Raw genomic sequence first — 21,726 nt, forward strand, 5'->3', positions numbered from 1 at the left:
CTTAGATCACCTTATCGTGACGCAGAGAAATCAAATCATCAGTGGTGTAACCCAACTCATGCAGAATCTCATCGGTGTGCTCACCAAGCAATGGTGAACGCGTCACATCGGTTGGACTATCAGACATCTTGATTGGGTTACCAACAGTGAGGTACTTGCCACGAATTGGGTGATCCACTTCAACTACTGTACCAGTCGCACGCAAAGCAGGCTCTTCTGCAATTTCTTTCATCGACAAAATCGGACCGCATGGAATATCGTATTGATTAAGAATATCCATTACTTCAAATTTGGTCATGGTCATCGTCCACTTTTCGATCTCACCAAAAATTTCCATGAGGTGTGGCAAGCGGGCCATTGGTGAAGCAAAACGCACATCGGTAATCCAGTCTTCGCGACCAATTACCTTACAAATCGCCTCCCAAACTGGAGCCTGGACGATCACATACATGTAGGCGTTTGGATCAGTTTCCCAGCCTTTACATTTCACAATCCAGCCCGGCTGACCGCCGCCAGAGGCATTGCCAGCGCGGGGTACAGAGTCACCGAACTCACCGTTGGGGAACTGCGGATACTCTTGCATCAAGCCAACACGCTCTAAACGCTGTTGGTCACGCAACTTGACACGGCACAAGTTCAATACAGCGTCTTGCATTGCGGCCAATACTTTTTGGCCACGGCCAGAATGAGTACGTTGATACAAAGCGGTAACGATACCTAGCGCCAAATGCAAGCCAGTTCCGCTATCACCGATTTGTGCGCCCGTCACCATTGGAGGACCATCATCAAAACCCGTAGTCGATGCAGAGCCACCTGCGCATTGCGCTACGTTCTCATACACTTTGCAATCTTCGTATGGGCCAGGACCAAAACCTTTTACAGAGGCCATGATCATCATTGGATTGAGTTCTTGAATGCGCTCCCAAGAAAATCCCATGCGATCAAGTGCACCTGGAGCGAAGTTCTCCACTAAAACGTCACATTCTTTAATGAGCCGCTCAAGAATCTCTTTACCCTTTTGGGTTTTGGTATTTACAGTAATGGAACGCTTGTTGTGGTTCAACATCGTGAAGTACAAGCTATCTGCATCGGGAATATCACGCAACTGACCGCGTGTTGCATCACCTTCGCCAGATTTTTCTACTTTGATAACGTCTGCACCAAACCAAGCTAGTAACTGAGTACAGGTTGGGCCTGATTGAACGTGCGTAAAGTCGAGGATTTTGACCCCTTCTAGTGCTTTTGCCATGATTTAAGTCCTAATAAGAATGAAAATTTTGAATTAAGGCAATTTTACCAGTGGGAAATAGGGGAAATTGAGGCATGCCCGTTTTTTGGGCACAGATCTCATCCAGGCCTATATTGACGCCACCATCAGGCTATCTGCGATTAAGCCTGAGAGCCTTCAAGGTCAGAGAGACGCTTTTTGAGAGCCCGTTCTTCTGCAAAGCGAGCCGTTTCATCCCGAATGATCGCAACCACCCCATTTGCCTTCCCAGATTGGTCAAACAGCATTCCAACGGTAAAAGCGATCGAAAGTGTTTCACCATTTTGATGTTTTGCTGGCACTTTCAATAAAGATGTGCCGTAACGTGTCGTACCCGTTTCCATAGAATGGCGATAACCTTCATTATGTTTTTGGCGTTGGCGCTCAGGCACAATGAGATTTAACGTTTGACCCAAAGCCTCGTCTTCTGAGTATCCAAAAATGCGCGTGGCCGCAGGATTCCAGAGCACGATCTTTTCATTGGCGTCGGCCACAACAATTGCATCGCCCACGCACTCTACTAATTGGTGTAAATCAATGTTTGCATTCATATGATTAGTCTATCGAGTTTTTTATAAATAAAAAAGGCGCCCACTAGGAGCGCCTCAAAAATAACTACAAGAAACCGTAGTTAAACAGGTTCTTATTTTTATTAAACCGCTTTTGCTGCGTGCAACTTAGCAATATCGTCAGCGTTGTAGCCAAGATCAGCCAACACTTCATCAGTGTGCTCACCTAAAACTGGTGATGGCTTGACTTCGATCTCCAAATCAGAGAACTTGATTGGGCTACCGATTGTCAAATACTTACCACGCACTTTGTGGTCAACTTCAACGATAGAACCACTCTTACGCAGGTCTGGAGAAGCAGCTAATTCCTTCATTGAGAGAACTGGAGCGCATGGAATATCGAACTTACGGAGAATATCCACAGCTTCGTACTTAGTCTTGTCTTTGAGCCAATCTTCGATGGTTGCGAAGATGTCAAAAATCTTGTCTTGGCGAGCTTCAGCAGTCATGTAGGCTGGATCAGTTGCCCACTCTGGCTTGCCCAAAGCTTTGGTAATTGGCTCCCAAGCGTGACCTTGAATAGTGAAGTAAATGTATGCATTTGGATCTGTTTCCCAGCCCTTACACTTCAACACCCAGCCTGGCTGACCACCACCACCGGCATTACCACCACGTGGAACGACATCAGAGAATGAACCGTGTGGGTACTGTGGATACTCTTCCAAGTAACCAACTTTGTCTAAACGCTGCTGGTCACGCAACTTCACGCGGCACAAATTCAATACAGCGTCTTGCATTGAGCAAGATACTTTTTGACCACGGCCAGTTTTTTCACGTTGCATCAATGCTGTCAAAATACCGATTGCCAAGTGCATACCAGTATTAGAGTCGCCTAAAGCAGCAGCAGAAACTGTAGGAGGACCATCCCAGAAACCAGTTGTAGAAGCAGCGCCACCAGCACATTGAGCAACGTTTTCATACACTTTTAAGTCTTCATATGAGTGACCATCGCTAAAGCCTTTTACAGAAGCCATAATCATTTTTGGATTCAATTCCTGGATGCGCTTCCATGAGAAGCCCATACGATCCAAAGCACCTGGGCCAAAGTTTTCAACCATGACGTCAGAAGTTTTGATCATCTTCTCCAAAACTTCCTTACCTTCTTGAGTCTTCGTATCGAGAGTCAAAGAACGCTTGTTGCCGTTCAACATTGTGAAATACAAAGCATCGGCACCTGGAATGTCACGTAATTGGCTACGTGTCACGTCACCAGCACCTGGACGCTCAACTTTAATAACATCAGCACCATACCAAGCCAACAGTTGAGTACATGCAGGACCTGCTTGTACGTGTGTGAAGTCAATAATGCGAATTCCGTCTAATGGTTTAGTCATGTTTGTTTCTCCTTAAATGTTTCTTATTTGCTGCTTAATTTAGTCTAAAAATGTTAACTTTTTGTTACCGCTTATTTTTTGCCAGCCGCTGTGGATGGATTTAAATTTGTTAAACGTCCACTTTCAGTACCTGCAGTTTCATCAATAACGGCATTGATGAGGGCAGGCTTACCGGCAGCAATCGCTTCTGTTAAGGCTGCTTCTAATTCTGCTGGAGTAGTGACGTAATAACCCACACCACCAAACGCCTCAATCATCTTGTCGTAACGAGCATCCTTAACGAACACTGTAGGCGCTACATCAGCACCACCAGTTGGGTTTACATCGGTGCCGCGATACACGCCATTGTTATTAAATACAACGGTAGTAATAGGAAGCTTGTAACGACAAACTGTTTCGAGCTCCATACCGCTAAAGCCAAATGCGCTATCACCCTCTACAGCAACAGTTGGTAGACCACTCGTAACGGCAGCACCAATTGCATAGCCCATACCGATACCCATGATGCCCCACGTACCAGAGTCAAAACGCTTACGCGGCTTATACATATCAACGATTGCACGGCAATAGTCGAGTGTGTTTGCACCTTCGTTTACCAAGTTCACATCTGGGTTCTTCTTGATCACATCACGAATTACACGCAACGCGCCATGGAAGTTCATTGGGTTTGCTTCTTTAGCCAATGTCTCTGCCATCTTGGCTGTGTTCTTGTCTTTCTTCTCAGTGATTGCTGCAATCCACTCAGCGCTTGGATTTGGAACAACAGAAATACCTTTTAAGAGTTCGCCAACGCATGAACCGATGTCACCAATCAATGGCGCAGCGATTTGTACGTTGCTATCCACTTCGTTTGCTTGAATATCGATTTGGATAAATTTCTTAGGCTCTTTGCCCCAAGTCTTACCCTTACCGTGTGCCAATAACCAGTTCAATCGCGCACCAACCAACAACACTGCATCAGCCTCAGCCAACACAAATGAACGCGCTGCAGATGCAGACTGTGGATGGTTATCTGGCAACAAACCTTTGGCCATCGACATTGGCAAATAAGGGATCCCTGATTTTTCGATCAAGTCACGAATTTCTTTATCCGCTTGAGCGTAAGCAGCACCCTTACCCAGGAGAATTAATGGACGCTTAGCACCTTTTAGTACATCTAATGCGCGAGCAACGGCATCAGCTGCTGGGATTTGACGAGGAACGGGGTCGATCACTTTGAAGATAGACTTCTTAGCTTCTTCAACCGGCATGGTTTGCGAGAGCAACTGGGCTGGCAAGTCCAAATACACACCGCCTGGACGACCAGAAACTGCAGCACGAATTGCGCGTGCGAAACCGATACCAATGTCTTCGATGTGATTGATACGATAAGCCGCTTTGCAATAAGGCTTAGCTGCGTTCAGCTGATCCATCTCTTCATAGTCACCCTGCTGCAAGTCCACGATTTCGCGTTCGCTTGAACCAGAGATCAAAATCATTGGGAAGCAGTTCACGGTTGCATTAGCAAGCGCCGTCAAACCATTTAAGAATCCAGGAGCAGAAACAGTCATACAAATGCCAGGCTTTTGCGTCATGTAACCCGCAATCGCAGCAGCGTTACCCGCATGTTGCTCGTGACGGAAACCAATAAAGCGCATACCTTCCGCTTGGGCCAAACGACATAAGTCAGTAATCGGAATACCAACTAAGCCGAAAATCGTATTCAGATCATTTGCCTTTAAGGCGTCAATGACGAGATGGAATCCATCAGTTAATTGGGTGTTTTGGTTATCTGTTGTCATAGAAATTTTTATAAGAATTGCAAGTTGGCCCTATAGGCTAACGCAATTTAGCTTTCGCTAACGTCTCCAATGTAGTTATTAATCGCACAACGGGTTTTGTATCCCGCTTAGGCTGAAGTGAATATTAGGCTTGGGGAAGGGGTTCATCATTGACTTCGGTCAATTTCCCTCTAAATCCTGTAATTACTGGGTACCGGGCAGTTATAGCCTAGACAAAGAGCTCTTTATGCTTGGTTTTGAGGCGACTCAAGGTCTCTGGAGAGAGGTTCAGATAAGCAGCCAGCTCCTTTTTGGGGAGAAGCTCAAATAAATCCTCGTACTTACGCAAAAAGCGCTCCACCCTGCCCGGGGCATCCAACATATGCAGGGTAATGGTATGAGCCATGATTTCACTCATGAGGCGCATCACTTCAAACTCGAAGCTCTCCTTCAGAAGCTTGTGCTGCTCTAAGAACTCTGCCCACTTTTTTAGAGGCATGCGAGCAACGCGGGCCTTTGTAACACAGGCAATACTGTAAGGAGCGGCGGTCTTTAGGCGCCAAGCAGCATAGCTAGTTTCAATATCTTTTTCGATGGCAAAACGCAAAATCATCTCTTTTGCATCCGCACTAGAAACAATGCGCTTGAGGATTCCATCTAGAACAAAGTACTGCTCCATTTGATGATCACCTTGGTGGAGCAATATTTCAGATTTTTTGAGGTCAGAAATCTCTAAATGGCGCTCCAAATCAGCCATTGCCGCAGGATCTAAGCTTTTTAAGACCGAGTTTTGACTTAACTGTAGGCGAATCAGGTTTTTTTCGGGGTGCTTATCTAATACGGTCATTAATGCTTGCTCCTAGACCTCGTATTGTAGGCTTTTTTGCCTTTTTAAGCGGGGATTTAGGGTCTAAACCCCATCAAATCAGCTAGAATGGCGGTGTCGTGGTGCTTTATTGCGGTGCAATAAAGTTAAACGGGAAACACTAAACGTGTGCTGCCCCCGCAACGGTAGGTAAATGCGCTCTTTTTTGCTTTTTAGAGCGTCAGGAATCTGACAAAGCCACTGTGCGCGTCAATCGCATGGGAAGGCCAGATTTTGATATTTACTAGCCCGGATACCGGCCAAGACAGGTGGAATTTTGCGGACGGGGATCTTCGCGCGCCAATAAAGCGCTACCTGCGCCCAATTGACGCCTGAACTCCTGCACGGGAAATTCTGTTCGACCCAGCTAACGGGGAAGTTAGCTAGGCAATCGATAACAGAAAGTTTTTAATGAAACCGCAGTTCAGTAAGAAAAAAGTTGCCCTACTCTGTAGCGTTGTATTTTCACTTGGTAGCGCCCATCAGGCGCTTGCGCAAAACTCTCAATCAACAGTCATTGTTTCGGGCTCACGCTTTGAAGAAAATTTGAATGAGGTTCCGGCTAATGTGCAAATCATTACTCGCGAAGAAATTGCAGAATCTACCTCTAGCAATATTCCAGACATCCTGTCTCAGATTGGCGGCTTAAATGTTAGAAATACTGCTGGGGGGCAATTAAACCTTGGCGCAACAATTGATATGGGCGGTTATGGCGTCACCTCCAATAGCGCAACACTCGTATTGGTTGATGGTCAAAAGATAAACCCAATAGATTCTTCCTCGGTCTCCTGGGAATCCATTCCACTCGATTCAATCAACCGCATTGAAATTCTTCATGGTGGCGCCAGCGTTCAATACGGTAATGGCGCAGTTGGGGGTGTTATCAACATCATTACCAACGGCGGCAAAAAAAGCCTAAATCAAGCCTCTGTAACTTACGGCAGCTTTAATACACTTGTAAATAACGCCATCTTTAGAAATACCTTTAACCAAACTACAGTTCAGTTAAGCGCAAATACCTCCAACTCAAATGGCTGGAGACAAAACTCCGCAGCGAATGCTTACGCATTTGATGCAAAGGTAACGCAAGCATTGGGCGGCACAGACAATGTTTATACAGATGTTTTTTATAGTTACTCTAATCAACAAAATCCGGGGGGAGTAGTTGGCCAGGTTGGAGAAGGTAATCCTCAGTCAGCTAAGTTCAACAATATTGGATCTGGCACTGGGGCAAACAATACTGGTGTTCGTGCAGGACTGGCAAAAGCATTAGGCGAAAAATTCAACTTAGAGATTGATGGTTTCTATAGCAATAAAACCACCTTCTTCAATCAACCCTTTTACTCCACTGAAGCAGCTGGGATTGGCGATCCTTCCATCGGCAACTATCAATACATAAGCCCTTCATTCACAAAATTTCAGGGCTGGCAAGGTAACTTCTCTCCACGGATTAAAGGAGACTTTGGTTCGTTTGGAACCAGTATCTTGGGTTATGAATTTAATAAAGCAAGTCAATCATCAAGCAATAGCTTTAGCCCTGTAATGAATCAAACAGCAACCAACATTTATGGACCTGGTAGCGTGAATGGCAGTGTTGCAGCACTTCCATTGCAAGCAGGAGCAACAGCAAGCCTTTACAACCAGTCGGTCTACTTTATCCAAAAGCTTCCTATTACCAACGGAATTGAGTTGAATGGTGGCTATCGATATCAAACGCAAAGCGCCACTTCCAGCGGCACAGATATCTGGAGTGGAGCAGCGAATGACAGTCAAACCTATACAGCCAATGCAGGTGATGTCGCTCTGAACTTTAAGTACCTTCCTGGCCAAAGGGTTTATATCAAATGGAATCAGTCTTACCGCCTCCCCAATATTGATGAATTCTGGGGTTGGTCCAAGAATGGCGGAGGCTCGACATTTGGCGGAATCCTGAGACCGCAAACTGCGCAAACCTATGAGCTTGGTGGCAATTGGCAGGTATTGAAAAGCAACCTAACAGCCTCGATCTTTACATCGGTTTCTCAAAACGAAATCATGTACAACCCAGCCACTTATATCAATTCAAATTCACCTTACAACATTAATCGTAACGGCGTTGTATTTAATGGGCTAACCGCATTAACACCTCAGCTATCAGTTGGCGCCGGAGCAACGGTACAACATGCTTTTTATGCAAGTGGGCCATACCAAAATCAAGCCATTCCCCAAGTTCCCAATGTATTACTCAATGCAAGAGCGAGTTATTCATTTATGGGTAATTGGTCAATTGGTGGGGTTATCAATTATGTTGGTAGTCAACACTACGATGCCTCGCCCGTGTACTACAACTCTTTAGCAACCATGCCCTCATATACCGTGGCGGACATTTATGCGAATTACAAGTTCAGCAACTGGGAAGCGCGTGTAACCATTAAAAACGTAGGCAACTCCTCATACTCTACCTATGGAGGCTACGGATTTGTAACAGGGCCTAATAGCAATAACGCCAACAACTACTTCTATTACCCGAACGACCCCAGATCGGTCTTTGTCAGCGCCAAATACACCTTTAACTGATGGATTTAATACTCCATTTGCCTATGCTCTAAATAGAGGTGGGTCTATCTGGCAGGTCATAATACGATCCCAACCAGCAAATCCCTGCTGGCTTTGCCTGAGGCTACAATGCCAATATGAGTGAATTAAACCCACTTCCCCAAAGCGATAGCCCAGCTGACCTAGGCTCACTTAGCGCCTCGATAGCGCGCGTGGCCGAAAAACTCGCCATCATTAGCGAGGCAGTCAAAAACTTAAATCAAAATCGAGCACAACTTGAGGGCAAGATTGATGACGCCCATAAACGTGTTCAACGTATTTTGAGTCGCCTGCCAGATCAAAGCGATGGTCGCCAACTCAATCTACTTGGCGAAGTTATTCCACCCAATACTTCAGAGGATGATAATGAGCCAACAACGCATTGAAGTCAGTCTTGCTGGCCAAAAAATCACACTAGCAACCAGTGCTGAGCATGAGCCATTGCTCCGCGCAGCATGTGTCTTAGTAGATGAACAAATTCAACTTGCTATCAGTGGTGGCAACCGCAGCATTGAACGTGCCAGTATGATGGCGGCCCTGAAAATTGCAGGCGACCTTATTACGCTACAAAAAAAACAATCTCAGCAAGGCTCCTCCTCTAATGTGAGCTCCGATGAAGTCGCTCGCTTACAAAGTGAGATTCGCGCCCTAGAGGATCAAGTGGATGCCTTGATGCAAACCCTTTCCCTGCCTGGTTCGCCAAGGCCAATAGTTCCTTGAACCGATGCGCAAGCATCCGGAACGATCTTTACCTTGTGGGCGTGAGCGTTTTGCCAGTTCACAGTGCCAACTTAGACTTGGTCACTCCCTGAACCTCTTAATGCACCCGAAGCAGAGTAGCCGTTCCACCTTGAACCTTAGGGTTCAGGATGACGGCCTAGCGGCTAAGGCGGGGAATTCATGTTATTGAGTGATATCGCCATGCTGATGCTGTGTGGCAGCATCTCTGGATTTTTAGCTGGTTTATTAGGAATTGGTGGCGGCATGATTTTGGTGCCATTCATGATCTTAGTTTTTAATCATCAAGGATTTAGCCAAGAAGTCATTGTGCATATGGCAATTGCCACTGGCATGGCAACTATCTTATTCACCACCACCTCTGCAATCTGGGCGCATCACAAGCATGGCTCTATCGATTGGAAGTTAGTTGCATCACTCAGCCCAGGCCTGGTAATCGGCAGCTTGATTGGTGGCAGCGAAATTTTTGAAGCTCTAAATACTTCCTGGCTCTCCTTGTTCTTTGCCATCTTCATTGTCTACACATCTATTCAGATGCTGCTGAATAAAAAACCAAAGCCTGGCAGAGAATTACCAGGTCCCTTGGGTCTATTTGGGTTTGGCTCATTTGCTGGTGCACTGGCAAGTCTTGTGGGCGCTGGCGGCGCCTTCATCACTGTACCCTTCATGCTCTGGTGCAATGTCAAACCACATGTCGCCATGGCCAGCTCTTCTGGATTGGGCTTTCCGATTGCTGCCGCTGCGACAGTTGGCTATATGTATGGAAGCTGGGGGCATCCCAACCTACCAACAGGCTCTCTAGGTTTTGTCTATTTACCTGCAGTAATTTGCATCGCAGTGGTGAGCATTTTCACTGCCCCACTTGGCGCGAAGATGGCACGCAAACTCGATGTCGCACAACTAAAACGCATTTTTGGTGTAATGCTCTTGATGCTTGCAGCCTTCATGTTTAATGAAAGCCGCAAGGCATTCGGTTTTTAATTAAGCCGTGAACTGCTGACGCAAAATATTCTTTTGCACCTTACCCATCGCATTACGCGGCAAATCAGCAACAATCTCAACACGCTTAGGAATCTTAAAGTTCGCAATTTGTGTTTTTAAAGTAGCAATCATCGCCTCGGCATTTAACTTAGCACCGGCCTTAGGCACCACAACTGCCATCACGGCCTCACCAAAATCTGGATGAGGAATACCAATTACTGCGCTCTCATCAACACCAGGCATGTCATCAATAAAGCTTTCGATCTCTTTTGGATAAACGTTATAGCCACCAGAAATGATCAAGTCTTTACTACGGCCAACGATGCATAAGTACTCCTTAGGTGCTTTACCGCCATTAGCATCGCCACCCCAACGACCAACATCCCCCGTCTTAAACCAACCGTCTTTGGTAAATTCTTCAGCGGTCTTTTCCGGCATGCGCCAGTAGCCCTTAAATATGTTCGGACCCTTCACCTGAATTCCGCCGATTTCATCAACCTTGCAAGGCTTGTTGTCTTCGTTCACAACACGCACCTGAACTCCAGGTAATGGCACGCCAACAGAACCACCAACACGCTTGCCTTTATACGGATTAGAAACCAACATCACAGTCTCGCTCATGCCGTAACGCTCAAGAATGGGTTGCCCAATAAGCTCTTTAAAGCTATTGAATGTTTCAGTAAGCAAAGGTGCCGAACCAGAAATAAACAAACGCATATTGCGCGCTACTTTCTTGTTGAAACCTTTATCTGCCAACAAACGCACATAGAATGTTGGTACACCCATCATGACGGTGGATTGCGGCATATGCTTAATCAGTTGCGCCGTATCCAAACGGGGCAACCAAATCATCTTGCTGCCATTAATCAAGGCACCATGGGCTGCCACAAACAATCCGTGGACATGAAAGATTGGCAAAGCATGCAATAAAACATCGCCTTTTTTCCATCCCCAGAACTTTTGCAATACCTGAGCATTGCTACCCAAGTTTTTATGGGTCAGCATTGCGCCTTTGCTGCGACCAGTAGTGCCAGAGGTATACAAAATAGCCGCAAGATCATCATCTTTGGCGATGGCAGTTTTGAATTTATCGCTTAATCCAGCTGCACGCTCCAACAAAGTGCCCGTACGATTTTCATCTAAAGTAAACACATGCTTAGTCCCAGCCTTAGCAGCCACCTTTGATACCCAAGGAAGGTTCTTGCTGCTGCAAACCACTACCGCTGGCTCGGCATTTTCTAGAAAGTACTGGACCTCTGCAGATTGATACGCCGTATTGAGCGGTAAATACACATAACCCGCGCGAATAGTAGCCAAATAAAGAAAAAGGGCTTCGGGTGATTTTTCAACCTGCACTGCCACCCTAGAGCCTTTAGGCAACTTCAAGCTAGCAAGTAAATTTGCTAGCTTTGCAGTAGCTCCCTCTAGGTCACCCCAGGAGTAGTAAAGACCATCATGCGTTTCAATAGCGCACGCTTTTTTATCTTTTGGAAAACCTTTTTCCAATAGTGAATATAAATTCATTCGAACCTCAAATCCCAGGGGTAATTTTTAAAAATTATTAGTCTAATTTAGCGCCAGAAGCCTTGGCCACTGCAGACCAGCGCTTAATATCGGCACTAACAAACTTTCCAAATGCATCGCCAGTAAGGTTTGGAGTATCAGAACCATTATTAGTCCAAATCGTTTTCAACTCGGGAGTATTAATGGCTTTTTGCACCTCAACAATCATCTTGTCGACGATTGGTTGTGGGGTGCCCTTAGGGGCAAACAGGCCATACCAAGTAGAAACCTCATAACCCACTAAGCCCGCTTCTGCCGCAGTTGGCACATTCGGAAATCCAGGTGCGCGCTTTTGTGAAGCAACTGCCAAGGCCACAATCGAACCATTTTTAATTTGCGCTGCTGAGGAACCCAGGCCATCAAACTCAATATCTACTTGCCCTGCAATGAGGTCTTGCATTGCTGGGCCAGCACCACGATAAGGAATGTGGGTGATAAACGTTTTTGTCAGCATCTTGAACTGCTCTCCAGCCAAATGATGTGATGAGCCATTACCAGCGCTAGCGTAATTGAACTTGCCTGGGTTTTTCTTAAGCAATGCGATGAACTCTTTCAGATCCTTCACTTGCACGTTCTTTGGGTTCACGACAATCACTTGGGGAGGACTAGCAATCATTGCGACCGGGATGAAACTTTTCTCAATGTCGTAATCTAAGTTAGGGTACATGGCCGGAGCGATGGCATGGTGAGCAGCACCCACAAAGAAGCTATAGCCATCTGGCGCTGCTTTGGCTGCAATTGATGCACCCAGAGTTCCACCAGCGCCACCACGGTTATCAATAATAATTTGCTTGCCTAGTTGCTTGGTGAGTTGAGTTGCTAGCGGTCTAGCAAACGCATCCGTTCCACCCCCAGCAGGAAAAGGCACAACAAAAGTGATTGGCTTAGTAGGCCACTCTTGCGCCATTGCCACTAAAGGCAAAGCACAAATTAGAAGCACTACCCTCTTAATGTTTGCTGATAGATTGAATTGCTTAAACATCTTTGTCTCCTCCACTCGCCACTGTTCATGGCTGTAAATTCATTATTAATACTGCTTTTCCATCTAATTACTGCCTGGATCTTAGCGCCCAGTTTTACATTAGACCCCAAAGTGAATTTCTTCGAACTCTGCCTTAGGGTGCATCTCCTCCTGAATTCATTACTAAACCTGCATCAAGCGACCAACTGCACGGGAATAATCAATCTCTCCATGGGTAAAGCGCTCATGATTTTCTTCAACCGATGAAAGATCGTATAAGTAATTCACCATCAAAGAAGCCGACTGCCTTAATCCCTTGCGCGACAAGTCTCCAGCCCAGTTAATTTGGTGCAGTTTGGCCCCGTTACCTAGATGAAACTTGGCTACTGGATTACCGTTACGACCGGCCGAGCCCAATCCCAAATAAATACTTGCCAGACAGAGTAATGCCGCCTTTTCTTTTTCAGTAGCATTGTCGGGATGCCATCCTGAACTTAAACGTTCGGTCCAGGAGCGATTTGCTAATCCCAAAACCTCTAAAGACTGCTCACGTGCAGAACGTACTGCAGGCTTGAGTTGAGTGCCAGCTTTTTCGCCACCGATATCTGCTCCGGCAGCAATCCAATCGATGAAACCTGGAATCGGGGAAAGGGTTACAAAAGTCTTGAGTCCCGGGAACTCTGCATGTAATTGCTCAGCCACACGCTTGATCAGAAAGTTGCCCATCGAAACACCCCGCAAGCCAGGCTCACAGTTGCTGATTGAATAAAAAGCAGCCACCTTATATTGCGATGTTTGATGAACCGTCTCTGCTTTCTTATCTACCAACGGCGTGATAACTGCTGGGATTTCAGGTAACAACGCAACTTCGACGAATATCAATGGCTCATTTGGAAGCTGTGGATGAAAGAATGCAAAGCATCTACGATCAGGCTGTAGGCGGCGGCGCAGGTCATCCCAGCCATCAATTGCATGCACCGCCTCATGCTGAATAAGCTTCTCCAGAATTTCTGCGGGAGACTTCCAATCAACTTGATGCATCTTTAGGAAACCTGGATTAAACCAAGACGACAAAAGATGGCGCAAATCAAAATCAACTGCCGTTAACTCAGGCTGCTTTTCAAGAATCTGTAGCAGATCACGACGCATACTAACTAACGCAGCAGTTCCATTAGTTGCACGGTTCAGCCTACGAAATAATTCTTGTCTTGGTGGCTCAGTAACGCGCTGCAATTTAATGTAGTTACGGGCACTCGCTTCTGCCGAAAAATTTTGTGCAGCCGCCACTACTGCTGAAGGATCAGGATTGAGTTTTTCAAATAAAAAAGTAAAGAATTTTGCATGCTGATCTTTAGATAGCTTGCGATAGTTATTAATCACATCATCGGCCATGCTTACAGCGTTCGATTCGCCCCGCTCAGAAATGAGGCGATTGACCGCGCCTGTAACGCGGGAAAAGTAACGGGCTTTTGCTAGCTTTTCAAGCATGTATTTTTCTCAAAGAATCCTTCTCAAATGGAGAGGGATTGAGAGCTAATGTATAGCTGGGCACAGGCCAAATCAATTAATTCAGATCTCATTTCATTAACCTTTAGTTAATGAATGCAATAAAAATTAAGGGTTTATCAGGGGTTATTGCGATGCAACATGCGGGCTTCAGCAGCCAGAGCCAAAATATTGGGGTTTGATTCATTAGCCTGAAGATACATTAAGCCTATGTGCTGGGTTACCTGATACTTCGGTAATAAAGGGGTGAATTCGATCGCATTACCCATTAAGGCCTTCACCCTGCCCGGTAGCAAGGATCTACCAAGCTCACCCGAAACCATATTCATCAAAGAAAAGATGTCGCCAACTTTCATGACCACATTAGGCTTAAATCCAGCCAGTTGAAAAGCCTCATAAAAACCCGAGGTAGTTGCAAAGCCATCCTGCAGGGTCAGAAACTTTTCATCCTGATAGTCAGACAAATCAACACTGGTAGCAGTGGGTTTGCTAGTTTTCGAAGATGCTAAATACAGGTGATCTTCAAAAAGGGAGACAACTTGCACCCCATCAGGAAGATCTTTGTTTGGCACTGCGATGACAACTGCGTCAACACTTCCTTCTGTCAGCTTTTTCATTAAATCTTCATTGGAGCCCAGATATAAATCGATATCCAAATCAGGTCTACGAACTTTAGTGCCCATAATCATCCGCGGAATCAGGTTGGCAGTTAAAGAGTACATAGAACCCAAACGGATTTGCCCACTCTCAACTCCGGCTTTTGATCTGGTTTTTTTAAGAATGCGATCAACATCTGCTAGCAAATCAGCACTAGCTTCCGCCAAGTAACTAGCGGCTGGTAAAGGCTTTAATAGTCGCCCCTCTTTAATAAAAAGGGGGCAACCAACCCCCGACTCAAGCGAGTGCAAGGCTTTGTGGATGCTGACTGAACTCAAGTGCAATTCTTCCGCCGTTTTAGAAAGACTTCCCGTTCGCACAAATGAACAGAGAATTTCTAACTTACGTAGCGTGAGCTCTTCATTCAGCATAAGTTTATTACTTACTCTTGGATTGAAATGCGGTCATGAGATATACCCCAAACAAGATCATTGGCACGCACAACCATTGCCCCATAGACAGACCTAAACCAAGCAGACCCAAAAAAGCATCTGGCTCACGCGCAAATTCAGCTAGGAATCGGCAAATGCCATACCCCAACAGGAAGAATCCCGAAACTTGTCCTACACGCCTAGGTCTAGCTGCATAAATCCACAAAACTATTCCCAACAATACACCTTCACCAAGCAACTGATAAATCTGCGAAGGGTGACGCGGTACAGAATCCACCAAAGGGAAAATCATTGCCCACGGTAAATCGGTCGGCCTACCCCACAACTCGCCATTAATAAAATTTCCCAGGCGACCGAAAGCCAAACCAAAAGGAACCAGGGGTGCAACTAAATCACTTACTACAAAGAACGTCGTCTGACGCTTTTTAGCAAACCAGTAGAGTGCAATAAGAACACCAAGTAAGCCGCCATGAAAAGACATCCCGCCTTCCCAAATTTTGAAGATACTCAAAGGATGAGACAAATAAAAGCCTGGCATATAAAAAAGGATGTAGCCCAAGCGTCCGCCAAGCACCACTCCAAGTACGCCAGCAAAAAGAAGGTCTTCCAGATCTTTATAAGTCCATCCCAGGGCTACATACCGTGCAGACCGAATGCGCATACGACCTAGTAGCAAGAACTGCACAAAGGCCATGAGATACATCAAGCCATACCAATGAATTGCAAAAGATCCTATACGAATTGCGGCGGGATCAAACTGAGGATGAATCAACATGAAGATTAACTTTTGGATTGGTCAAAGTTATGTAACTCATGACCTAACTCTCGATAGGCTTTATAGCGCTCACGACCCGCTAAACGTTCCGCCTCATTGACGGTAACAACCTCAACAATACGAGGGAAGCGAGCGACTAATGCCGGGACATCAGCAGGCATCCGCATCCCCAAATGAATCATCACATCTGCATGTGGAATGGTATTTAATGCAGCTGAAGCAAAATCATCTGTTAATACAATAGGCGTCTCTGCTGCAGCCTCATCTTCAATAAAGCAGTGTGGCAAGAAGTCTGTATTACTGAACGACCAAAGTAGTTCATTTAACTTTTGCAGATCAGCCCTCTCCCCAACCATCACAATATTGCGCACCGGCTCACTTTCAGGTGTAGCACTCCAAATCTTGCGAGCGAGGCGGCAAGCATATTCCAGCTTATCACTCACATTGCTATGAAAATCGATTCGCGCCATTCAACATTTATCCAGAGATTTACGAGCTACTCACTTACGCTCAAGCAAGAAGTTCACTAATAAGGGAACTGGGCGACCAGTAGAGCCTTTGGCAGCACCACTCTTCCAAGCTGTTCCCGCGATATCTAAATGAGCCCATTTGTATTTCTCAGTAAAGCGCGACAAGAAGCAAGCGGCTGTGACGCTGCCAGCTGGACGACCGCCAATATTAGCAACGTCTGCAAAATTGGATTTAAGCTGCTCGTGATAAGCGGCATCTAATGGCAAGCGCCAAACCGTATCCAATGAAGCGTGACCGGCTTTAGTGAGCTCACTGACCAAACTCTCATCTTCAGAAAACAAGCCGCTATGCACATGACCTAAGGCAATTACACAGGCGCCCGTCAAGGTAGCAATATCAATGACTGTTGCAGGTTTGAAGCGCTCCACATAGGTTAGAGCATCGCAAAGAATTAAACGGCCTTCTGCATCAGTATTCAGAATCTCAATCGTCTGACCGGACATACTCTTCACAATATCCCCTGGACGAGTAGCTTGACCCGATGGCATATTTTCACAAGTTGGGATAACGCCAATGACGTTCTTTTTTAACTTCATCAGAGCAACGGAGTACATGGTGCCGATAACAGAAGCAGCGCCACACATGTCGTACTTCATTTCATCCATGGCTTCGCCCGGCTTTAATGAGATGCCGCCAGTATCGAAAGTGATGCCTTTACCCACCAAGACAATCGGCGCCTCTCCCACTTTGCCACCCTGATGCTTCATCACGATAAATTGCGGTGGTGTAACAGCTCCTTTAGCAACTGATAAAAATGAGCCCATCCCCAAAGCCTCTATCTGCTTGAGTCCGAGCACCTCAACTTTAAGGCTCGTCTTTTTGCTTAAGCCTTGGGCAGTCTTACCTAAATAGGTTGGTGTGCAGACGTTTGGGGGAAGATTGCCCAAGTCTTTTGCTAAGTTCATGCCCTCGACCATAGAAGTACCCTGCTCTACAGCCGCCTTCAACTCTTTGGCACAGGCATCGTTTCCAGCGAATACCAAACTTTTAAATGTGTCATCCTTATCTTTGGCTTTAAATTTCATGGCGGGTTGACGCACACCAAAACGATAGGCTTGATCGCCTGCATATTGAACTGTTAAGCGCACTTCTTCTGCAATAGAGTCCGACGTGTGAGTCGGCGCAAAGCTCGGGGTAAACCAAAGCGCACTTTCAATCGATCCACCACTGAGAGCTTTTAATGCAGCACGTGCTACTTTGGAGTAGGTCATCAAACTACGTTCGCTAGCAAGATGAACATCACCCAAGCTAACTAGCAATACTCTTTTTGCTTTAACGCCATTAGCGACCCAAGATTTTTCAGATCGCAACATACATATCGCAGCCTGCTTGGCATCCAAGTCCCCCACGCTATTGGCGTGAGTAACAGAGCCACCGAGCAATAGGTCCAGCTCTGGCAAAAATCCGACTTTTGCTTTGACGCCTTTGGCACCGGCAAAACTATCAAAATCCGCCTTTGAGAATGCCAAAACCAAACAGTCAGTAGCATTGCCAAGCAAGGTTTTAAGGCTAGATTTCTGAAGTTTTGGACTCTGAAGGTCGGCTTGAGGGAAAATCTTGGTACTAAATTGAATTGTCATAATCTATTACAGTATTTTGGTCGATTCAAAAGAAAGGTAAATACGAATTTGGGTCGTTTATCCATTATCCTCCGACATAGGATTAACCCCCTTATCACTAGCAATATAAGCCATTTATAGCCCCATTTACTGCCACCAACCTCGCAAATCCAGATCCTTATTTCTCATGATTTTTAAACAGGCCCTTCGCCGCGAACTCAGTTTTACGACTGGTGGGGTCTTTTTGGTCTTAGTGACCATTATGGTTACCACTTTAGTCATCCGGATTTTAGGTTTTGCCGCCAACGGCTCAGTGAATCCAGAAGATGCGCTCGTGTTAATTGCCCTAGCAACCCTGGGATATCTTGCGGTTCTTTTAACGGTATCTTTGTTTGTGGCAACCCTGATTGTTTTGGTGCGCTGGTACAAAGATTCAGAAATGATTGTTTGGTTTGCAAGTGGCTTGAGTATCACAAATCTCATTCGCCCTATTCTGCAATTTGCTACACCTCTCATCATCGTCATTGCCTTGCTTGCTCTTTTTGTCTGGCCTTGGGCAAACCGTGAATCCACACTCATTAGCCAACGCTTCCAACAGCGTGATGACGTATCCATGGTAAGCGCAGGACAATTTAAAGAATCCGCAAAAGCGGAACGTGTCTTTTTTATTGAAGAGCTCGATGTTGATAAAAGCGAAGTAAAGAATATCTTTGTCGCAGACTCCAAGAATGGGCGCTTAAGTATTGCGGTCTCATCTACTGGCTACATCCAAAACTCTGCAGGCGGCGAGAAATCTATCGTGTTACACAACGGTAGGCGCTATGAGGGGCAACCCACCCAGCCTGATTTTAGGATTCTCGAATTTAATGAATACAGCACCAAGATCCGCAGCAAAGATGCCTTAGCGCCAGCCCCACGCGATCGCGAGAAAACCATCTCTGAGCTTCTCAATGATCCAAATCCTGCTTCAGCAAACCCCAATCGAGCTGAATTACTATGGCGCATTGGATTGCCATTGATGGCATTAGGCTTAGTGCTCATTGCCATTCCTCTAGCTTATGTCAATCCGCGTCTCGGCAATTACACCGCCATGTTCTATGCCGTCTTAATTTATTTGATTTATAGCAACCTACTGAACCTCACGCAAAACTTTGTATCGCAGGGTAAGGTCGGCGTTTTTATTGCCATTTGGCCAATTCATTTGCTTGCACTCTTAATTGCTACAGCCCTCATTCGCAATCGTATTAATCCTTCACTGAAGTGGTGGCGTCGCCAACTTCCCGCATCAATGGCCGCTAAATGAAATTACTGTTCCCTTTCATTTATGAGCGCTATCTAGCGAAGCAAATTTACGCTGCATTTGGTTTTATCTTATTTGCTTTGGTGGCACTGTTTTTATTCTTTGATATTTTGAGTGAACTTGGCTCCGTACAGGGCGCTTACACACTACCCTTGGCGCTGCTGCATGTTCTTCTGAAGGCGCCAAGCCGCATCTCCGAGATTATCCCCATTGCAGGTTTGATTGGCAGCATCTATGTATTTGCCATGCTGGCTAGCCAGTCTGAGTTCACCATTCTTCGCATCGCTGGGCTCGACGTAAAACGTGGCTTGATCACGTTGACCAAAATTTCACTGCCATTAGTTGCGCTCACCCTCATCATGAGTGAATGGGTAGGCCCTTACACTGAGGCCAAGTCCGATCAGATTCGCATGAAAGCCATGGGCTCAGCCTACTCCTCCCAATTTAGAACGGGTGTTTGGGTAAAAGATCGCTTGCGTGATGAAGATGGTATTGGCCCAGTTCGCCCAGGCGTGCGCTATGTCAACGTAGGCAAGGTCGATAAAGACAATGAAATTCGCAATATTCGCATGTATGAGTTTGACGATACCTATCATCTTCTGTCGATTCGGAGCGCAGTCTCTGGGCAGTTTGATGAAACGGGGGTCTGGGTATTAAATGACGTAACAGAAACTCGATTCAAGGAAACCAAGCAGTCCGATCCTTTAAACCCAGTTTTTTCTGCGCAAACATTTACGCACCCAATAGTGACTCTGGAATCAGAGGTCACGCCACAAATTTTGAGCGTGCTGTTAATTAGCCCCGAAAAAATGTCGATTGTCAGTCTCGGTCGCTTCATTTCTCATCTACGTGATAACAAACAAGATGCGCAGCGACACTCAATCGCCTTCTGGAAAAAAGTAGTTTATCCATTCACTATTTTTGTGATGCTTACCCTAGCGTTACCGTTCGCCTATTTGAAGGTTCGTGCCGGTAGCGTCGGCATTAAAGTGTTCGGCGGCATCATGCTCGGAATGAGTTTTCAGCTTTTCAACTCCCTATTCTCAAACGTAGGCCTTTTGGGCTCTTGGCCAGCCCTCCTCACAGCCCTCACTCCACCATTGCTGTATTTCTTACTGGCACTAATTGGATTGCGCTGGGTTTCTAAGGCTTAATACTCAAAAATCATTTAGAATCTGATTCCTATATCTTTGTAGATATATAGATAGGAATCCCATGAATCTTCACCAATTCCGTTTTGTAAGAGAAGCTGTTAGGCAGAACTTCAACCTAACTACGGCCGCCAAGGCACTCTTTACTTCTCAGCCAGGCGTATCCAAAGCCATTATTGAATTGGAAGATGAACTAGGCGTAGAGATCTTTCGTCGTCATGGTAAACGCATTCGCTCCCTTACTGAGCCAGGCAAACGTATTTTGAGTTCAATTGAGCGCATTCTCGATGAAGTAGAAACGCTTAAAAGGGTGGGTAAAGACTTTGCGAGCCAAGATCAAGGTAGCTTTGTCATTGCCACTACGCACACGCAAGCGCGCTATGCACTTCCAAAAGTTCTTACCGAATTTACAAAACGCTTTCCAAAGGTCAAAGTCAGCATTCAGCAAGGCAGTCCAGGTCAGATTGCAGAATTACTCACGCATGATCGCGCTGATATTGCCATTGCAACCGAAGGCATCGCCAACACCCCGGGCGTCTTAGCATTGCCAGGATACCAATGGCAACACGTACTGATCGTCCCTTTGAGCCATCCGCTACTAAATCAAGCCACGCTAACGCTTGAAGAGATTGCCAAATATCCAATCATTACCTATGACAAAGCATTTGCTGGTCGCAGCAAAATTGACGCCGCCTTTGCACAAAGAAATATTGCGCCCGATATTATTTTGGAGGCAATTGATGCTGATGTAATTAAAACCTATGTAGAAACAGGCATGGGCATTGGTATTGTTGCTGGTCATGCTTACGATCCAGATCGAGATCGAAACCTCAAAGTGATTCCTGCCGGACACCTATTCGGCAATAACGTAACCCATTTGGGAGTAAAGCAAGGCGCATATCTCAGGTCTTTTGTTTACACCTTCATTGAGCTCTTCTCGCCAACTCTCACGAAGAAAATCGTTGAGCAGGCAATGAATAACGAGTCGGAGACTTACGAAATTTAACCTAACTAAGAATTACTCTGGGGATGCTTAAAGACAGAGCAGTCTTTAAGTGGTGCCTCGGGGCGGACTCGAACCGCCACGCCTTGCGGCACCGGATTTTGAGTCCGGCACGTCTACCAATTCCATCACCGAGGCAGGTGTTTGCAGTGGAAATTCTGCTTACTTTGCTACTTTGTTACTGCTAAGACATGAGAGTGTAACAAAAAATGGTTAGATACCCCCTACCTTGGGTCTAGA

At 45.9% G+C, this 21,726-nt stretch carries 18 protein-coding genes, 1 tRNA gene, 1 other RNA gene, 1 pseudogene and 1 riboswitch; of the genes and pseudogenes, 8 read left to right on the top strand and 13 right to left on the bottom strand.

Going from position 1 to position 21,726, the window contains the following annotated elements; genetic code table 11:
* Position 1: 1 nt before the first annotated feature.
* The 5 genes from frc (ICV36_RS06430) to ICV36_RS06450 all read right to left on the bottom strand — a co-directional run bounded on the left by frc (ICV36_RS06430) (position 2) and on the right by ICV36_RS06450 (position 5,777).
* Positions 2-1,249 (bottom strand): formyl-CoA transferase, encoded by a 1,248-nt coding sequence (gene frc, locus ICV36_RS06430; protein ID WP_215399878.1) that lies wholly within the window; start codon positions 1,247-1,249, stop codon positions 2-4.
* 140 nt (positions 1,250-1,389) lie between these two features.
* Complete coding sequence (locus ICV36_RS06435) at positions 1,390-1,818, bottom strand: PAS domain S-box protein (protein ID WP_215399879.1); 429 nt, start codon at positions 1,816-1,818, stop codon at positions 1,390-1,392.
* 101 nt (positions 1,819-1,919) lie between these two features.
* Positions 1,920-3,170, bottom strand: coding sequence for a formyl-CoA transferase (gene frc, locus ICV36_RS06440; RefSeq protein WP_215399881.1), 1,251 nt, complete (start codon positions 3,168-3,170; stop codon positions 1,920-1,922).
* Positions 3,171-3,241: 71 nt separating this feature from the next.
* Positions 3,242-4,951 carry an oxalyl-CoA decarboxylase gene (gene oxc / locus ICV36_RS06445; protein ID WP_215399882.1) on the bottom strand — a complete coding sequence of 570 codons (1,710 nt, stop codon included), beginning with the start codon at positions 4,949-4,951 and terminating at the stop codon, positions 3,242-3,244.
* A 208-nt stretch (positions 4,952-5,159) separates the two neighbouring features.
* The gene (locus tag ICV36_RS06450) at positions 5,160-5,777 is read right to left on the bottom strand and encodes a Crp/Fnr family transcriptional regulator (protein ID WP_215399884.1); all 618 of its coding nucleotides are present in this window, start codon (positions 5,775-5,777) and stop codon (positions 5,160-5,162) included.
* Positions 5,778-5,859: 82 nt separating this feature from the next.
* Positions 5,860-6,075, top strand: a riboswitch (cobalamin riboswitch).
* 131 nt (positions 6,076-6,206) lie between these two features.
* Between ICV36_RS06450 and ICV36_RS06455 the strand changes: the two genes are divergently transcribed.
* From ICV36_RS06455 to ICV36_RS06475, 5 genes and pseudogenes are all read left to right on the top strand, one after another.
* A complete protein-coding gene (locus tag ICV36_RS06455) occupies positions 6,207-8,351 on the top strand; it encodes a TonB-dependent receptor (RefSeq protein ID WP_215399885.1) in 2,145 nt (714 codons plus the stop codon).
* 116 nt (positions 8,352-8,467) lie between these two features.
* Complete coding sequence (locus ICV36_RS06460; protein WP_215399887.1) at positions 8,468-8,755, top strand: hypothetical protein; 288 nt, start codon at positions 8,468-8,470, stop codon at positions 8,753-8,755.
* Positions 8,736-8,951: pseudogene (locus tag ICV36_RS10310) on the top strand (cell division protein ZapA); the annotation flags it as partial. The gene ICV36_RS06460 and the pseudogene ICV36_RS10310, both read left to right, overlap by 20 nt.
* A 99-nt stretch (positions 8,952-9,050) precedes the next feature.
* Positions 9,051-9,269, top strand: a non-coding RNA gene (gene ssrS, locus ICV36_RS06470) — 6S RNA.
* The gene (locus ICV36_RS06475) at positions 9,270-10,088 is read left to right on the top strand and encodes a sulfite exporter TauE/SafE family protein (RefSeq protein ID WP_215399888.1); all 819 of its coding nucleotides are present in this window, start codon (positions 9,270-9,272) and stop codon (positions 10,086-10,088) included.
* Here the strand turns inward: ICV36_RS06475 and ICV36_RS06480 are convergent, their stop codons facing one another.
* From ICV36_RS06480 to ICV36_RS06510, 7 genes are all read right to left on the bottom strand, one after another.
* Complete coding sequence (locus ICV36_RS06480; protein WP_215399889.1) at positions 10,089-11,612, bottom strand: malonyl-CoA synthase; 1,524 nt, start codon at positions 11,610-11,612, stop codon at positions 10,089-10,091. It abuts the gene before it with no gap.
* A 37-nt stretch (positions 11,613-11,649) separates the two neighbouring features.
* Positions 11,650-12,633, bottom strand: a complete 984-nt coding sequence (locus tag ICV36_RS06485; RefSeq protein ID WP_215399891.1) for a tripartite tricarboxylate transporter substrate binding protein — start codon at positions 12,631-12,633, stop codon at positions 11,650-11,652.
* 162 nt (positions 12,634-12,795) lie between these two features.
* On the bottom strand, positions 12,796-14,100 hold the full coding sequence (locus ICV36_RS06490; protein ID WP_215399893.1) for a malonyl-CoA decarboxylase domain-containing protein: 1,305 nt from the start codon (positions 14,098-14,100) through the stop codon (positions 12,796-12,798).
* A 137-nt stretch (positions 14,101-14,237) separates the two neighbouring features.
* Positions 14,238-15,146, bottom strand: coding sequence for a LysR family transcriptional regulator (locus tag ICV36_RS06495; RefSeq protein WP_215399894.1), 909 nt, complete (start codon positions 15,144-15,146; stop codon positions 14,238-14,240).
* Positions 15,147-15,153: 7 nt separating this feature from the next.
* Positions 15,154-15,942 (bottom strand): prolipoprotein diacylglyceryl transferase, encoded by a 789-nt coding sequence (lgt, locus tag ICV36_RS06500; RefSeq protein ID WP_215399896.1) that lies wholly within the window; start codon positions 15,940-15,942, stop codon positions 15,154-15,156.
* A gap of 5 nt (positions 15,943-15,947) precedes the next feature.
* On the bottom strand, positions 15,948-16,412 hold the full coding sequence (locus ICV36_RS06505) for a DNA polymerase III subunit chi (RefSeq protein WP_215399897.1): 465 nt from the start codon (positions 16,410-16,412) through the stop codon (positions 15,948-15,950).
* A 30-nt stretch (positions 16,413-16,442) separates the two neighbouring features.
* On the bottom strand, positions 16,443-18,047 hold the full coding sequence (locus ICV36_RS06510) for a leucyl aminopeptidase (protein ID WP_371743218.1): 1,605 nt from the start codon (positions 18,045-18,047) through the stop codon (positions 16,443-16,445).
* Between the two features lie 172 nt (positions 18,048-18,219).
* On the opposite strand from ICV36_RS06510, the gene lptF reads away from it, so the two are divergent.
* The 3 genes from lptF (at position 18,220) to ICV36_RS06525 (ending at position 21,489) form a co-directional block, all read left to right on the top strand.
* Complete coding sequence (gene lptF, locus ICV36_RS06515) at positions 18,220-19,335, top strand: LPS export ABC transporter permease LptF (protein WP_215399901.1); 1,116 nt, start codon at positions 18,220-18,222, stop codon at positions 19,333-19,335.
* A complete protein-coding gene (lptG, locus tag ICV36_RS06520) occupies positions 19,332-20,486 on the top strand; it encodes an LPS export ABC transporter permease LptG (RefSeq protein WP_215399903.1) in 1,155 nt (384 codons plus the stop codon). Before lptF ends, lptG begins: the two co-directional genes overlap by 4 nt.
* Positions 20,487-20,547: 61 nt before the next feature.
* Positions 20,548-21,489, top strand: coding sequence for a CysB family HTH-type transcriptional regulator (locus ICV36_RS06525; RefSeq protein WP_215399905.1), 942 nt, complete (start codon positions 20,548-20,550; stop codon positions 21,487-21,489).
* A 50-nt stretch (positions 21,490-21,539) separates the two neighbouring features.
* Here the strand turns inward: ICV36_RS06525 and ICV36_RS06530 are convergent.
* Positions 21,540-21,624: transfer RNA gene (locus ICV36_RS06530), tRNA-Leu, on the bottom strand.
* Between the last annotated feature and the right edge of the window lie 102 nt (positions 21,625-21,726).

Origin of the sequence: Polynucleobacter sp. MWH-UH35A (assembly GCF_018687075.1) — a bacterium.
Taxonomy (GTDB): domain Bacteria; phylum Pseudomonadota; class Gammaproteobacteria; order Burkholderiales; family Burkholderiaceae; genus Polynucleobacter.

What these genes read in the sequence shown, in the direction of transcription:
- oxc (WP_215399882.1), bottom strand. Translation starts at nt 4,951, where the DNA reads ATGACAACAGATAACCAAAACACCCAATTAACTGATGGATTCCATCTC.
- frc (WP_215399878.1), bottom strand. Translation starts at nt 1,249, where the DNA reads ATGGCAAAAGCACTAGAAGGGGTCAAAATCCTCGACTTTACGCACGTT.
- ICV36_RS06505 (WP_215399897.1), bottom strand. Translation starts at nt 16,412, where the DNA reads ATGGCGCGAATCGATTTTCATAGCAATGTGAGTGATAAGCTGGAATAT.
- ICV36_RS06450 (WP_215399884.1), bottom strand. Translation starts at nt 5,777, where the DNA reads ATGACCGTATTAGATAAGCACCCCGAAAAAAACCTGATTCGCCTACAG.
- ICV36_RS06455 (WP_215399885.1), top strand. Translation starts at nt 6,207, where the DNA reads ATGAAACCGCAGTTCAGTAAGAAAAAAGTTGCCCTACTCTGTAGCGTT.
- ICV36_RS06480 (WP_215399889.1), bottom strand. Translation starts at nt 11,612, where the DNA reads ATGAATTTATATTCACTATTGGAAAAAGGTTTTCCAAAAGATAAAAAA.
- ICV36_RS06525 (WP_215399905.1), top strand. Translation starts at nt 20,548, where the DNA reads ATGAATCTTCACCAATTCCGTTTTGTAAGAGAAGCTGTTAGGCAGAAC.
- ICV36_RS06485 (WP_215399891.1), bottom strand. Translation starts at nt 12,633, where the DNA reads ATGTTTAAGCAATTCAATCTATCAGCAAACATTAAGAGGGTAGTGCTT.
- ICV36_RS06475 (WP_215399888.1), top strand. Translation starts at nt 9,270, where the DNA reads ATGTTATTGAGTGATATCGCCATGCTGATGCTGTGTGGCAGCATCTCT.
- lgt (WP_215399896.1), bottom strand. Translation starts at nt 15,942, where the DNA reads ATGTTGATTCATCCTCAGTTTGATCCCGCCGCAATTCGTATAGGATCT.
- ICV36_RS06490 (WP_215399893.1), bottom strand. Translation starts at nt 14,100, where the DNA reads ATGCTTGAAAAGCTAGCAAAAGCCCGTTACTTTTCCCGCGTTACAGGC.
- lptF (WP_215399901.1), top strand. Translation starts at nt 18,220, where the DNA reads ATGATTTTTAAACAGGCCCTTCGCCGCGAACTCAGTTTTACGACTGGT.
- ICV36_RS06460 (WP_215399887.1), top strand. Translation starts at nt 8,468, where the DNA reads ATGAGTGAATTAAACCCACTTCCCCAAAGCGATAGCCCAGCTGACCTA.
- frc (WP_215399881.1), bottom strand. Translation starts at nt 3,170, where the DNA reads ATGACTAAACCATTAGACGGAATTCGCATTATTGACTTCACACACGTA.
- lptG (WP_215399903.1), top strand. Translation starts at nt 19,332, where the DNA reads ATGAAATTACTGTTCCCTTTCATTTATGAGCGCTATCTAGCGAAGCAA.
- ICV36_RS06435 (WP_215399879.1), bottom strand. Translation starts at nt 1,818, where the DNA reads ATGAATGCAAACATTGATTTACACCAATTAGTAGAGTGCGTGGGCGAT.
- ICV36_RS06495 (WP_215399894.1), bottom strand. Translation starts at nt 15,146, where the DNA reads ATGCTGAATGAAGAGCTCACGCTACGTAAGTTAGAAATTCTCTGTTCA.